The 13,757-nt window shown below is 35.6% G+C and carries 19 protein-coding genes and 2 pseudogenes; 5 read left to right on the plus strand and 16 right to left on the minus strand.

Annotation, left to right across the window (positions count from 1 at the left end):
- Window positions 1–466 precede the first annotated feature (466 nt).
- From ACQH2O_RS03855 to ACQH2O_RS03930, 16 genes and pseudogenes are all read right to left on the minus strand, one after another.
- Window positions 467–1,960 (minus strand): annotated as a pseudogene (locus tag ACQH2O_RS03855) (recombinase family protein).
- Window positions 1,954–2,388 (minus strand): DUF2924 domain-containing protein, encoded by a 435-nt coding sequence (locus ACQH2O_RS03860; RefSeq protein ID WP_425385031.1) that lies wholly within the window; start codon window positions 2,386–2,388, stop codon window positions 1,954–1,956. Before ACQH2O_RS03860 ends, ACQH2O_RS03855 begins: the two are co-directional and overlap by 7 nt.
- 4 nt (window positions 2,389–2,392) lie before the next feature.
- Entirely contained in the window at window positions 2,393–2,842 is a 450-nt protein-coding gene (locus ACQH2O_RS03865; protein ID WP_007302882.1) for an ankyrin repeat domain-containing protein, read from the minus strand.
- Window positions 2,843–2,867: 25 nt separating this feature from the next.
- Window positions 2,868–3,578, minus strand: a pseudogene (locus tag ACQH2O_RS03870) (ankyrin repeat domain-containing protein).
- A gap of 366 nt (window positions 3,579–3,944) precedes the next feature.
- A protein-coding gene (locus ACQH2O_RS03875; RefSeq protein WP_264374449.1) for an IS5-like element ISWpi1 family transposase occupies window positions 3,945–4,777 on the minus strand; the annotation gives its coding sequence in 2 pieces (ribosomal slippage) (window positions 3,945–4,408 and window positions 4,408–4,777; 834 coding nt in all).
- A 20-nt stretch (window positions 4,778–4,797) separates the two neighbouring features.
- Window positions 4,798–5,832, minus strand: coding sequence for a phage tail protein (locus ACQH2O_RS03880; RefSeq protein WP_425385032.1), 1,035 nt, complete (start codon window positions 5,830–5,832; stop codon window positions 4,798–4,800).
- 278 nt (window positions 5,833–6,110) lie between these two features.
- On the minus strand, window positions 6,111–6,911 hold the full coding sequence (locus ACQH2O_RS03885) for a baseplate assembly protein (protein ID WP_425385033.1): 801 nt from the start codon (window positions 6,909–6,911) through the stop codon (window positions 6,111–6,113).
- 2 nt (window positions 6,912–6,913) lie between these two features.
- Window positions 6,914–7,249: a GPW/gp25 family protein gene (locus ACQH2O_RS03890; protein WP_425385034.1), complete on the minus strand. Its 336-nt coding sequence runs from the start codon at window positions 7,247–7,249 to the stop codon at window positions 6,914–6,916.
- Window positions 7,246–7,500, minus strand: coding sequence for a PAAR domain-containing protein (locus ACQH2O_RS03895; RefSeq protein ID WP_015587734.1), 255 nt, complete (start codon window positions 7,498–7,500; stop codon window positions 7,246–7,248). The genes ACQH2O_RS03890 and ACQH2O_RS03895 overlap by 4 nt, the downstream gene beginning before the upstream one ends.
- A gap of 3 nt (window positions 7,501–7,503) precedes the next feature.
- Complete coding sequence (locus tag ACQH2O_RS03900; protein WP_264723622.1) at window positions 7,504–7,968, minus strand: phage baseplate assembly protein V; 465 nt, start codon at window positions 7,966–7,968, stop codon at window positions 7,504–7,506.
- Window positions 7,955–8,431, minus strand: coding sequence for a hypothetical protein (locus ACQH2O_RS03905; protein WP_425385035.1), 477 nt, complete (start codon window positions 8,429–8,431; stop codon window positions 7,955–7,957). Before ACQH2O_RS03905 ends, ACQH2O_RS03900 begins: the two co-directional genes overlap by 14 nt.
- Window positions 8,428–8,940: a phage tail protein gene (locus ACQH2O_RS03910; RefSeq protein WP_425385036.1), complete on the minus strand. Its 513-nt coding sequence runs from the start codon at window positions 8,938–8,940 to the stop codon at window positions 8,428–8,430. The genes ACQH2O_RS03905 and ACQH2O_RS03910 overlap by 4 nt, the downstream gene beginning before the upstream one ends.
- The gene (locus ACQH2O_RS03915; RefSeq protein ID WP_264686489.1) at window positions 8,933–9,253 is read right to left on the minus strand and encodes a head-tail joining protein; all 321 of its coding nucleotides are present in this window, start codon (window positions 9,251–9,253) and stop codon (window positions 8,933–8,935) included. Before ACQH2O_RS03915 ends, ACQH2O_RS03910 begins: the two co-directional genes overlap by 8 nt.
- An 88-nt stretch (window positions 9,254–9,341) precedes the next feature.
- Window positions 9,342–10,346 (minus strand): major capsid protein, encoded by a 1,005-nt coding sequence (locus tag ACQH2O_RS03920; RefSeq protein WP_425385037.1) that lies wholly within the window; start codon window positions 10,344–10,346, stop codon window positions 9,342–9,344.
- A gap of 32 nt (window positions 10,347–10,378) precedes the next feature.
- Window positions 10,379–10,753, minus strand: a complete 375-nt coding sequence (locus tag ACQH2O_RS03925) for a head decoration protein (RefSeq protein ID WP_264686491.1) — start codon at window positions 10,751–10,753, stop codon at window positions 10,379–10,381.
- A 75-nt stretch (window positions 10,754–10,828) separates the two neighbouring features.
- Window positions 10,829–11,638, minus strand: a complete 810-nt coding sequence (locus ACQH2O_RS03930; RefSeq protein ID WP_425385038.1) for a S49 family peptidase — start codon at window positions 11,636–11,638, stop codon at window positions 10,829–10,831.
- A gap of 95 nt (window positions 11,639–11,733) precedes the next feature.
- On the opposite strand from ACQH2O_RS03930, the gene ACQH2O_RS03935 reads away from it, so the two are divergent.
- From ACQH2O_RS03935 to ACQH2O_RS03955, 5 genes are read left to right on the plus strand one after another with little or no spacing between them, the layout of a single operon-like run.
- A complete protein-coding gene (locus tag ACQH2O_RS03935; RefSeq protein WP_265022309.1) occupies window positions 11,734–12,039 on the plus strand; it encodes a head-tail joining protein in 306 nt (101 codons plus the stop codon).
- Entirely contained in the window at window positions 12,040–12,528 is a 489-nt protein-coding gene (locus tag ACQH2O_RS03940) for a phage tail protein (RefSeq protein ID WP_264731786.1), read from the plus strand.
- A gap of 9 nt (window positions 12,529–12,537) precedes the next feature.
- Window positions 12,538–13,017 carry a hypothetical protein gene (locus ACQH2O_RS03945; RefSeq protein ID WP_425385039.1) on the plus strand — a complete coding sequence of 160 codons (480 nt, stop codon included), beginning with the start codon at window positions 12,538–12,540 and terminating at the stop codon, window positions 13,015–13,017.
- A complete protein-coding gene (locus ACQH2O_RS03950) occupies window positions 13,004–13,468 on the plus strand; it encodes a phage baseplate assembly protein V (RefSeq protein WP_265022312.1) in 465 nt (154 codons plus the stop codon). Before ACQH2O_RS03945 ends, ACQH2O_RS03950 begins: the two co-directional genes overlap by 14 nt.
- Window positions 13,469–13,723 (plus strand): PAAR domain-containing protein, encoded by a 255-nt coding sequence (locus tag ACQH2O_RS03955; protein ID WP_019236415.1) that lies wholly within the window; start codon window positions 13,469–13,471, stop codon window positions 13,721–13,723.
- Window positions 13,724–13,757: the final 34 nt, after the last annotated feature.

Genomic DNA, 13,757 nt, shown 5'->3' on the forward strand with positions numbered 1-13,757 from the left:
TATATGATTTGTTACACAGCAATGATGGGAGAAGTTTATTTAGTAAGTTGAAAAAGAAACCATTTTATTTAAAAAGTTTACTTAATGTTTATGGATTTTCAAGTACACTCTCAGATTCAAAAGGGGCTATAGATTGCTCGACATGTACTATTTCCTGGAGTTGTGTGCTGAAGTTTAGAGTATTGCCTTTTTTGATGTTTAAAGAATTTTCCTCTAAATCTACTATTACAATATGCAGCTAAAATTGGATACATCTTCTACCATTGTTGCACCTAATATGCTAAAATCTTCATCACTTATATTGATTTTCTACATAATTGATTTTGTAACATTTATTTGCTCTTCTATATCAATTTCAACATCTTTTTGTGTGGCCCTTTGTAGTAGCTCCTTTTGCAATAACCTTTTTTAATTTTCTGGCACATACTTTTTTCGATGTTTTTTCATATTGTTATTTTTATAAACGTTACGACGCTGAGCCGTAAAATTTCTCCCTTTGCTCACTCCACAGCATCGGTATTTCTCTTAAATCAACTAACCTTAAATCTCTTGGCTGCCTCCCATTTACTATATCTTCTTTAATTTTTGGTGCTAAATAATTTAACCTTAAAATTTGCTGTATACGTCTTGTACCTATATTAATTTTGGCACTCAGCTCTTTTATATTTGCGTATTTTCCTTCCTCTAGTTGCCGTTTCCATAGGTGAGCTCTCACCACTGCTTTTAGCAATGCATTATTTGTTTTTGCTTCTGGTTATACTACCGTGCATTTATTTCCTTTCTTCTTTATTGGTATAAATTTTTCCTCTGATTCAGAACTCACCTCTATTCCATCCTCTCTCACCATTACTCCTTTTATTAACTTTTTCACTACTTCTTTCTGCTTTCCAAAACTTAAATTTTTCCATTTTTCTTCGGTCTTTTCTTTCCCATTTTCATATAGCTGCTCTGTCTTTCTCATTACTTCTTTTTCCACCTCTCCTGCTACTATAGTTCTGTTTATTGATTCACAACCTTTTCCCCTTAAATGGTTATTGCACACGTAATATCGGTACCTTTTATTCTCTTTTTTTGCGTATGTCAGTGTCATATTTACACCACAGCTTTTGCACTTGATTATTCCCTTTAGCAGTGCTTCCTCATATTTTGCTTTTCTATATGGCTGATTCTTTATCAATTCCTGCGCTTTTTGCCATTTTTCCTCTTTTATTATTGCTTCATGCTTTCCTTCATACTCTTTCTCGTAATGCCTGATTTTTCCCACATATATTGGATTTGTTATTATTCTTCTCACCGTTGCCTTTTTAAAGATATCTGATTTTCCTTTCGTCCGGTATCCTTCTCTGTTTAGCTCCCTTGACAGTTCTGCCATTGACTTCAGCTCTACATACCTTTCAAATATATGCTTTACTGTCTTTGCTTCTTTCTCATTTATTATTAATTCTTTATCCTTTACATCATATCCAAGCGGCAAAGTTCCCCCCATCCACAATCCCTGCTCCTTTGATGTTGCTATTTTATTTTTTACTCTCTCTACTATCATCTCTCTTTCTAGTTGTGCTGCTCCTGATAACACTGTTTGTACGAATTTTCCCATTGGCGTATTATTGTCAAATATCTGCGTTACTGCTACAAAATTTACTCGGTGCCTTCTAAAAAATGACGTTACTTCGATGCTGTCTTTTGTTTCCCTTGAGAGCCTATCTAGCGTATATACTACTACACAATCTACTTCTCCTCCTTTAACATCTTCAAATAATTCCTTTATTGCTGGTCTTTCTAAATTCTTTCCTGAGAAACCTCCATCATCGTACCTTTTTGCCAATGCTACCCAGCCTTCTTTGCTCTTTATGTACTTCTCACATGCTACTCGCTGCGCATCAAGACTATTAAACTTTTGTTCTAGACCATCTTCATTTGACTTCCTAGTATATATCGCACATCTTACCTCTTTCAGCATTCTTTCTCCTTATCTCTCATTCCAAATAGAAGCGGCCCATTGTAGCTCATTCCCATTATTTTTCCGGCTACTGCTGATAATGATGTGAAAAATTCTTCTCGGTAGATTAAACCCTTATCTGTTACCATTACCGCATGCGTCTCTTCTCCTCTCTCTAATATTAGCTCTGTTCCTGCTACTGGCAGTTTGTCACTACTTATTCTTTTTCCCTTCTCTAGCCGATCTGCCAGATATTCTAGTCTTTTTGTCCCCTTTCTTGACATTTCTCCATACGCTTTTTCCTGCATTCTATAAGCTAATCTTGGTATCAGATATTTCTTTGAGTATCTAGGCGCCTCTTCCCCATATACCTTCTTCCATATTTTTCTCATTTCACCCAAAGGTTTTTTCTCTAAATTCATTACTTTCTTTTCTATTTCTTTCTCCATATTTTTAGCCCTTCATAAATAGCTTTTCAATTCTGTCTATTTCTTTCTTCAATATTTCAGTGATCTCCTTACTGTTTTTCGCATAATCCATTGCTGTCATTCCAAATTTATCCGCTTGTTCTATTTCTCCTCCAGCCTTCACTAATTCTTTCACTATCTCTTTTTCGCCTATCATGCATGCAAGGTGCAGCGGTGTGCATTTATTTCCATATTCTTCCGCATTTACATTCCCTCCTGATTTTATCAATTCCCTCACGATTTCTAGACGTTTCTCCGTTACCGCTAGGTGCAGTGCTGTGTATCCTTCTACATCTTTAGCATTCACATTCGCTCCTTTTTCGACTAATAATCTCACTGTTTTTGCGTCTACTGCATAATGTAGTTCCCTTTTCGTCTCTTTCTTTTTAAATGAGCTCTCTAATAGAGATTTCTCTTTCTTACCAAGCTTTATCATAATCTACCCCTACCTTTCTTTAAACCTAAGCCTTCCTTTTCACCACCTCATCTATCATCTCATTTACTTGGCTCATTATCTTGCTTGCTAAATTTTGACATTCCTCCTTTATTAGTGATTTGTCTCTTTTCCTTATTTCTCCTATCTCTATTATTTTTAGCTCCGGCATGTAGCTTCCATTCAACATGTCTGCTATTTCTCCCACTAGCCCCTCTATTCCATAGCACGTCAGTTCTCTACTTTTTGTTATTCCTCCTTTTTCTCTCAAAAATTTACTCGCCTTTTCACTCTCTTTGCTATCACACAGAGAATACTTTTCACTTTCTCAGATGTAATACATTGGCGTTGCGCCGTACTTATTCAGTTGATTAACTTCAGCTCCAGCCTTTACCAGCTCTTTTATTATTTCAACTCCTGCTCCTCCTATTTTGCATGCAGAGTGGAGTGGCGTACATCCAGTAACATATTGAGTAGCATTTACTTCCGCTCCTTCCCTTAGCAGCACTTTTACATTTTCTAAGCTTTTTGCAAATACTGCACAGTGTAGTGGTGTATAACCATTTTTATCTCTTGCATTTACCTCTGCCCCTTTTTTTATTAATAATCTCACTGTTTTGTAATCAGAGATTTCTACTGCTTGATGCAAGATCGTCTCTCCTTCTTCATTTCTTTTATTAATGTTTTTAAACCCGTTACTTGATACTTCTTTAAAAAACTTACTCTTGCTAAAACTCATTTCATACCTCACAAAATTAGCTTTTCTAGCGCCAGATAAATTTCTTATATTTACCTGCTGCTATTCAAGTCATGTCCTTTTTAGCATGAGAAAGCAAGTCTTTTTCTTTTTATTTCATACACTTTTACCTATTATTAATATAATATATTAGTATCTAAATATAAGTACTTAACTTATTATAGATATTATTCGACTATCTTTCCAACTTCTGTACAAATGTCTATGTTCGTGCCACTTCAGTATTCCCGGGTAAAATACTAAAATGTGCTTTTCTAATTCGTGTATCGAATCTTCTTGTCCTGAACTTCTATCATTTTCGCAAGCTACGTGATATTCCGTTAAGAGGTTGTCCGGAAACTAGTAAATTCAAGCATATTCCCTCTTTAACATAACCCTACTCATAGCTAGGTATATGAAATTCTCAGTGGATGTTGTGAGTAAATCATACTCCTTCGATAGCCTTCTATTCCTATTAACCCAAGCAAAAGTCCTTTCTACAACCCATCTTCTTGGCTGTACTTTAAACCCTTGTTCTCTTGTTGGTAGTAGCTCAGGTGGCGTATCTTTGTGCACCCAAAATCTACATGGAGGCCTTTTAACAATTTCAATATCTATGTCATATTCTTCCTTTATGTGATTCTTTAAATTTCTTCCTTGGTATCCCATGTCAGCCCACATTTTTTTAACTTTAGTATATTTTGTTCTCATATTGTTTAATGCTATTTTAATACCATCTCTATCATTTTCGTTAGCAGCGCCTACGTAACAACCTAGTATAAAACCCTGAGTGTCTGTAATTATATGCCTTTTTCTACCCTTTACTTTTTTACTTCCATCATAGCCTTTGATCCCCCCTTTTCTGTAGTCTTTACAGATTGACTATCTACTATACAGGCACTCGGCTGCTCATTCCTTCCTATTTTTCTTCTACTATATTTTGTAATTTCATAATTCATTTTCTCAAAAATTCCCTGCTTCTTCCATTGCCTGAACTGCTCATACACAGTCTTCCATAGCGGAAAATCATTTGGTAAATACCGCCATTGACACCCTGTACGCAATACATAGAAAATTGCTTCTAATATTTCTTTTTTGCTATACTTTGGCAGCCTTCCTCCTTTCTTGTATGATACTCTGAAGTGTTTTTCTATTCTTGCCCATTCCCTTTCGCTTAGATCTGTTGGATACTTTTTTCTCATCTTTACCCCGTACTAAAATTTCAGATATTATAGCCTTTTACTTGTTTCCGGACAACCTCTAAATTAGCTTTCGCAACCTTTTGATCAGTAAAATTCTTTGCTTCATATTCATAGCTGATATTAAATCTTTCCAAAATTGGTTTGTATTCCAAGTTCCATAGCTGATCAGAAAGTTTATCATTACCAAGGAAAAGTGTGCCTCCTATCTCTTCTTGATAACAAAGAGGAAAACAGCTATTTATTTCTCCTAATTTCCAGCTATCTGACAGTACAATCTGTGCTTTGGCAAACTTAATTGCTGGTAATAAACTTTGTGGTAATGGATATAGTGCTTTTACGTTATACCACTGATGACTTCTTTCATAAATGCCTTTGTAATCCTTTGTATGAGCCTCTGTTTCTCCAAGTACTGCTACATCTAATCGATATATGTCATTACTAAATGTTTGTTCATAATGCTCTCTTAAATAGTTGTCTACAATCTCTACTAACGGACCTCTAGAACTGAAAAAATTTATTCTTCCAAACGATAACACTGGCCCATTTTTTTCAACTTTTATACCAGAGTAGTCTGATAACAAACTTCCAAATAAACTTTCATCTAAAATAAACCTATCAACGTTATAGTGATCATTGAAAATCCTCATTAGCCGCGATCTTGCTGGTAACGATAGTTTTGCAAGTTCTACTACTGCATCCACAAAAAAGTTATTTGGAACATCCCTTATCCCTATCTGCAGTTCAAAAAAATGTTTTCCAGGTGGCTCCTCAATGATTGTAATATCTTCTATATTTGCCCACTTTAGTGCTATTTTGAGTGATGCTGGGGTTCCTCTTAAACGCTGAAATTTTAATCCTTCTACTATAGCTCTTCTTTTATCTTTTACCCAGCGTAGAATTTCCCCCAATTCATATTCCTCAATTAGCCAAGGTAATATTCTTTCTTCTAATCTAAATTTAAACCCCCTGATACAGCTCAGATCAACCTTATAATCTGTTGCATCAACCAATGCTTGCTCTTGCTTTGTTGCGTTTGGCGGTAATAAACTTTTCATTTGTCTTTTCTTTCCAGTTGCTTTAATTTCCTTTATTTAGGTAGCTTATGAGTGAGCAAGAGATCATTGCAGAACTGATAAAAAACAAAAATATTCTCGGTATTAAAAATACTTTCTTTGATATTTGACTATATTGTTAATACCTTAAAAAATAAGTTGCAACAGCTAGGAGAAGGAGAGTCTTTTCGTCTGCATAACATTGGTCGTTTTTATCCAGTAAACCTTAAACCACTTATTGCACGTAATCCTCTCACTGGCACAAAGCAAAAAAATACGTTTTAAATCCTATCTAACTTGACGTAGCTAAGCACCGCACACTCATTCCCCAGTACCACAACATCCTCTTTTGGTTCTATTAATTCTACATTCTCTACACCCTCTACAAATAAATTCGCTATTATCCATGATCTTGTAACATTCCATCCCAGCCTTCTATTTGCTTCAAACTTCTTAATAAACTGCTTCTTGATTTCTTCCTCTGATATTACAGGACTTATGCTCATTCTGCTGTGAATATCTATTTCCGTAATATTGCAACCTATCACTGTTACTGTATCGGTTAAAACCCTTATATCATCTCTAGTAACCTGCTTTTTTACAATTTCTAGTAGCTCTTCTGACACTATGCCAGTTGTGGATAATTGTGTTGATAAGATTGAAATTTGTACTTTCCCTGGTATAGTTGATTCCACTAGTGCATCTTTTACTCTACTATCTGCTGACAGTGCATGATATCGATAGTGTTCTTTGCTTCCACACGTGCTTGAGCCCACTATTTTTGCTTTAATTCTTTTTCTAAATCGTTCATCATCTTCTTCTTTCTGCCTCTCCACTCCGTAAAACTCAGCTAAATTATCAAGATCTTCTCCCGTTGCAAATTTTAGTAAATTGCTCTTTACTGCTTCATTTATTCTTTGTCTTAGTAACAATTCCCTCCATGCTGCTACCTCCAGAATCTTTATCGCTGGATCACTTTCTACTAATGCTGAAAAGGTTTCATCTCTATTTACTAACTCTTCCTTCATCCGAGAAAAAATCTCTTCAAAGTTCAGTGGTTCGATAATATTTGGCTGCTGCATTTTTAAACAACTACTTCATTAATATTTATGAACTTACCTTCTGAAAGATAGACACCTTCTAAATTCAATGTTACCCTCCCTTCTTTTACTCCTTCAACTTTTACTTTTTCTAACTTAAATCTCTTCTCAAATTTCCCCAGTGCTTCTGCTGTTGCTGCATAGATTTCCAAAGTTAAATCTCTATTTATTGGCTTATCTACTAATTCAAATAATCGAGAACCATACTCTCTTCTCATAATACGTGATCCAATAGGAGTGGTTAAAATATCAGTAATTGATTGTTTTAAATGTTCTATTCCTTCCAATTCCTTTCCCGTGCTAGCATTCATGCCTCTCATTCTGCAAATACATTTTTGCTAACACCTATCACTTTAAAACTACACGATACCAAGTCTCCTGTTCTTGTTACTCCCATACCGTTCACAAATACGCTGTTTGACCCTTGCGTTAGTGTCTCCCCTATAGTCAAGATATCACCCCTACGACACACAGATCTACTATTTACAAATACGTCTTCACTTCCACTCATACAAACATGAACCGGTATTCCTGTACAATTATCCCCTACACAAACGATTGCTTTACCCATATGCTAGTTTAGATCTATTCTCCTTCCCTTAAGTTTTATTCTTTCTTTTGTCATTTCTATACTCGATTCTCCAGCTTTCAGTGTTATTTTATCTACTACTTCAATCTCTAAATGATGTTTATCTTTATCGTATGACAACTTTGTTCCATCTTGAAATGTTAAGCTACTCACCTCTTTTTTATTCTCTGATGCAGGGTATTTTTCCTGGTATATCCCTCCTAACACCACTCCTAACGATAATTCGCCAAGAGGAGAAAATATCATAACCTGTTCACCGATATCTGGTGGAGACCAATCTCTATCTTTTCCTGCCTTGCTTGTTATCCATGGCAACCAATCTGTTAAAAATTCTCCTATTTTCACTCTTACTTTTGCTTTTTCATAATCTATTTCTTTTACAACTCCTATACGAACAATGTTGGCCATTTTCCTCTGTAGTTCCGAAATTGCAAAATTATTTTCTAACATTTATTTCACCGATTTCTATTTTGTGTGGCATAAATTTTCCTTCTTTCCAAATAGATCGCCCTACGTGTATTGTATGCACCCATTCAACCATCCACACGAGATATGCATCTAATTCTGGCCTAAAATCATCTCCTCCTCCTGATATAAATTCTCCTGGTGAAACATTTTTCACGTTCCAAGTATTTTTATTTACTACTTTTGCAACTTCGCTAGCTAATGATCTAACAATAATAGGTGCATTTTCTATTGTGCTATCAATCACTATTCGTGCCTCAAATCTTGCTTTCAGCGCTAATTCTTCTGTTCCTGGATCTTTTCCCGATTCTAAACTCACAAGCTCTACAAATAACGCTGGCGCTACTAATTCTTTTCTTATCGATGGATAAATTTCACAAGTTTGAATTGCTGGTATTTCTCTCTTCAGCGTGGTACAAATTTTATCATGTAAATCTTTCAAATTCATCCTTTATAGCTCAATTCACGTTCAAAAAACTTTGTAAAGACTTCTTCAACTTCATAATTAACAAGATTCCCTATTATCCTTGAAGCCTCTGGTTCTAATGGCAACTTAACTTCCTTTATTGGCAATGCTGCCCTTCCTTCACGTTTAAACATACCGCTATTTCCTTTTGGCATAACTGCTGCAAATCCTCCTATAAACTCATGCTTTCCTACTTTCGATCCTCTTCTTGTTTTTTGTATCTTGCCAATTGTCGATGCTCTAATGTCATAGAGATTTGCTCTAATTAACACGTCTAATCTGCTAGTTTTCGCCTTAAAAATTCTTAATCTCTTTCTTATCAAACTTAATTTTATCTTCTTTTCCTCACTGATTTCCCTAGCTGCTTGCGCTTTTAACCATAGTGCCGTTTTGTTTAGTGCTCTTACCGCTGCCAATTCTATTTTGGCTTTGTTAGCATCAATGTTGTGAATAATCCTCTCAATATTTTCATTAACCTCAATGTTAAACATCCTTCTCTCCAAGTACTGTACATTTTATATTCCATACTATTCCTGAATTATCTCGCAGCGGTGGAGAATATACTTTATATTTACGACCATCAATAACAAAAATATCTCCCACCATTGGCTTCAGTACATCAAAAACGTTTACCTCAAGAAAAAGCATCTCTCCCACAAATTGTCCTTCACCAATCTCGTATAATTTATCTGGCTGTTGTTTTAGTACTTGTACCACATATGACTTATCATTTGATTCATACAAAGCCACTTTTCCTAAATGGGCAAAACAATCTTTTAGTAGTCTCTTAATATTTTTTTGCATTTCTCCATTTTATGTATTAAGGTTTATAAGTATGCTAAGAAGGAACATACTGGTAGAATACCTCACTACATTCATTCTACCGGTATTGTTATGTTGCAGCAACTTTGACTAACACTCCAGGTCTATGGCACATTGGCAAAGGATTTGACTGTGTATGTAAATCGGTCCCTCTATCAAACCTCCTTGGCTCTTGTTTTGCATATAGTGGCTGTCCAAGAGTATTTACTGTTTCATTAAAATCTGCTGGTGCAAAATATGTTGTAAATGTGCTTGCTGTTCCTAGTGGAAAACAGTGCCCTGTATCTTTCTCAATAAATCTTCTTACCGTCCCTTCAGGGTCAGTTGCTTGTCCTCTATATTCCTCAAACGTTATGCCACAGAACGTAAATCCTGATCTCATATCATTTCGAAGTGCTGCTCCTTCTTGCCATCTCTCATATGCTTCTTTTACTTTAGCATGAGAAGTTAGTGTATCAAAAAACTCAGGGCTTACCAAGGCATGAACTCCTGTCATATATTCACCACTTAGATTATCTTCTATATGCCGGAGTACTTCCATACACTTACGCTTTACATCTGTTGTTGCTGTTCCTAGTGCAAAATTTACTACTTTTGGCGTGATTTCAAATTCGTTGTACAGATTTAATAATTCTGACCCATCAGCATCTAAAATTATTCCTTTCAGCGCTCCCATACGCAAATGCTCCAACGTTATTGCATGTTTATTTCTCATTAGCTGCAAATGGTCAGTTATTACATCTGCCAGCGCTTTCAGTTCACTTTCTGATCCAAATGCCCTTATTCCCTGTACTTCCTCTGGTAACACTACATCATCATGTGGAATATGTGGAATCGTAAACGTTCTTACCTTTCTTTTTCCTCTTTTTCCTACTGTTGCTGGTGCTCCTGGAACTTGCGTTGGTAGTAAACTTAATACTCCGTTTCGCTCTTCTATGGTAATATGTCTAAATCTTACTGACCTACTTGGAAATAAATTTAAATTTTCAACTCGTCCATAATTTATCGGCAATATATTCATCGCATTTGTTAGTGCCGTCATGCTAAATGCTGTATTTGTAAATGGATTTTGCATTTTTTCTCTCCCTTTTTTCCTATTAATTTTAGTTAAACTCCCTTGCGAATGATGATCCCTCGTGCTTCAAGTTGCTTTATTGCTGCAGCTTTCTGCTCTTCAGTAATATTTGTTGGCCATACAACTGCATGATCTGCTAGCATTGCACTGCGAGTAATAATTACTCCTTTAATATCAGAATCTTTGCTATGTATATCGGTTGTAATTACTCCTACTGCTGTTTGTGTGCCGTCTGTTCCAGTGGGGTTCAGCACTCTAATAAAACCATCATCTGTCTTCTTGGCAACTACTGTACCAAGTTTAATATTTTGACCTTTCGCTACAGTTATTTGGTCTCTTGAATATAGACTTGATGCCTCATACTTTAATAAGTCACCCAGATTATTTTGTTCAGTTATACATGTCATATTTTCTTTTCTCCTTTTTTTCCTTTAGTTTACCGCCATGTTTGTAGTTGTTGTACGCGGCGGTTATAAGAAAACTTAAATACTTGATTGCGCTCGAGCTTTAGCTACTTGTATCATCAAATCTTCTGATGAATTTTGTGGTAAAGCGCTGAAAATCTCAGCTTTTGCTGTTCGCTCTGCAAGTAACTCCATTAAAACTTCCCTGGCTTGCTCAACACTTACGCTTTGCTCAATAAATTCTCCTATCTTTTCTGGCATCTTTGATACATTACATAATCTTATTATCTCTAAAATTTCTCTACGACAGTTCTCCTCAATAGTTGTCATACTAACACTCCTACTTTTATGATTGTTGATAAATTCAAAAAATGTTGTAACTCCATCTGCAAGACCTATTTCTACTGCTTTCTCGCCAAAATATAGACCTGCTTCTGTTGATCGAATCTTTTCAATTGAAAGACCTCTGTTCCTTGCTATTAGCTGCACAAACATTTCATATAGTCGGTCTACTTCTTTTTGTAAGCTTCCCAGACTTTCAGACGTCATTGGCTCATGCGGGTTTAAATCATTCTTTCGACTACCAGCAAAGATTGTGGTGTACTTAATACCTTGCTTTTCATCAAACCCACTTTGATCTATGTGGCTTGCTATTACTCCAATACTGCCAACACCAGAAGTTCTGCTCACAAATACCTTTACAACATACTTTGCACCAGCAGATTTTAATGAAACAGTAAATACTCTTGGACAGCCACTATATGCAAAACAAGAGCCGAGGAGATTTGATAGAGGAACTGATTTACATACGCAGTCAAATCCTCTGCCAATGTGCCATCGTCCGGCCGTTTTAGCGAAAATAGTAACAACATAGTAGGGTCCCCACATAGAAAACTCTATTTATGACCATAAAAATATACCATAAAAATATAAGATATGCAATATGTTTAAAATAATATGTAAAGACTTTTAGAAAAAATGGTATGCAGGAAAATATAAAGAGATTATTTAAAGATTGTTTTGCCCATTTAGGAGAGTTAGCTTTGTATAAGTCGAAAAATAAGGCGTACATGGTACAAGTATTAAAGCAAGAGCCAGATAAATTATACGAGATTGGTGAAGGGCAATTTGTAGGAGAAACTTTAGTGTTGGAAGTAAGTGCGTTTGATGTACTGCAGCCAATTGTAGGAGATATTTTTGTTATAGGTGACCGTAAATATAAAGTATATTCTTCACCGCTGCAAGATAATTCAGGAATGGTATGGAAAATTCGAGCGTCAGGAGTATAAATGCGTATTAACACCGGTAGTATTGTACAAAGTATAGATACTGAAAGGAAAAAAGTGGAAAAAGCGACAGTGAGAGCATTAAACAAAACAGCAATATGGCTAAAATCAAAAACAGCTAAGGAAATCAGTGAGGAAAAGAAGATAAAATTAAGTTTGATAAGAAAGAGATTAAGAATTTTTAAGGCGAAAACTAGCAGATTAGAAGTGTTAATTAGAGCAAATCTCTATGACATTAGAGCATCGGCAATTGGCAAAATACAAAAAACAAGAAGAGGATCGAAAGTAGGAAAGCATGAGTTTATAGGAGGATTTGCAGCAGTTATGCCAAAAGGAAATAGCGGTATGTTTAAACGTGAAGGAAGGGCAGCATTGCCAATAAAGGAAGTTAAGTTGCCATTAGAACCTGAGGCTTCAAGGATAATAGGGAATCTTGTTAATTATGAAGTTGAAAAGGTATTTGAAAAATATTTTATACATTACATGAGTTAAATTATATGCATGACAAAGTTCTGGACAGATTTACATCAAACAATTTGCACCACACTGAAGAAAGAAATACCGTCTATACAGACATGTGAAATTTATCCAGCAATAAGAAAAGAATTATTAGCGCCAGCGTTATTTGTAGAGCTTGTGAGTTTAGAATCGGGAAAAGATCCTGGAACAGAAGAATTAGCGCTAAAAGCAAGATTTGAAGCAAGGGTTGTAGTTGATGGAACAGTCGAGGATTCCTCGGTAGTTGTTAGAACATTAGCTACAGAAGTAGCAAGAGTAGTAAATAAAAATACTTGGAACGTGAAGAGTGTTTCACCAGGAGAATTTATCTCTGCGGAAATTGACGGATTTAGGCCAGAATTGGATGCGTATTTAGTGTGGTTAGTGGAGTGGACTCATGAAGTGCATGCGGGTAAATCAGTATGGTCAACTGGCATAATGCCACATGTTATTGAGATAGGTGAAGTGCATGTTAGACCATAGTTTTGCAATTTCAGAGCTAAATAGAAAAGTAGCGAATATCATTCGTATAGGCCTAGTTAAAGAAATAGACTATGAAAAAGCAAAAGTAAGAGTGAAAATAGGAGATATTGTAACAGATTATCTGCCATGGATAACAAGCAAAGCAGGAAAAGATAGAGATTGGTCTCCGCCAGATATTGATGAACAAGTTGTGGTATTTTCTCCTCTTGGTGAACTATCATTAGGAGTAGTATTACCAGGAATATATCAGGAAAAGTACCCTGCACTAGAAAATAAAAAAGAAATAAATAGTATAAAGTTTCAAGATGGGACGAAGTTTACATGTGATAAGGAAAAACATCATTTAGAGATTGAAGTAGTGGACAAAATAACACTGAAGGCTGGGGAATCGAGTATAGAAATGACAAAAAGTGGAATAAAATTGAAGGCAGATAAAATAAACCTTAATTAAATGAATAAATCGGTTGTGCGAGTAGGAGATCATTGTGCAGAAGCAACACTACATTTTTGTGTTAGTGGCAGTAACAATGTTTTTGTAAATGGTAAGCCAGTTTGCCGAAAAGGAGATAATTTTACAGAAGGTAGAGTATTAACTGAAGGATCAAAAACAGTGTTTGCAAATGGGTTTGGAGTGGGAAGAGTTGGTGATATGGTTTCTTGTGGTTCCAAGGTGATCAGTGGTAGCAGTAACATTTTTTCAGGATAAAATATGCTATACTTATCAAAAATAAAGTTATGAA

The organism is Wolbachia endosymbiont (group B) of Schoenobius gigantella (genome assembly GCF_964031005.1).
GTDB classification, from domain to species: Bacteria; Pseudomonadota; Alphaproteobacteria; order Rickettsiales; family Anaplasmataceae; genus Wolbachia; species Wolbachia pipientis.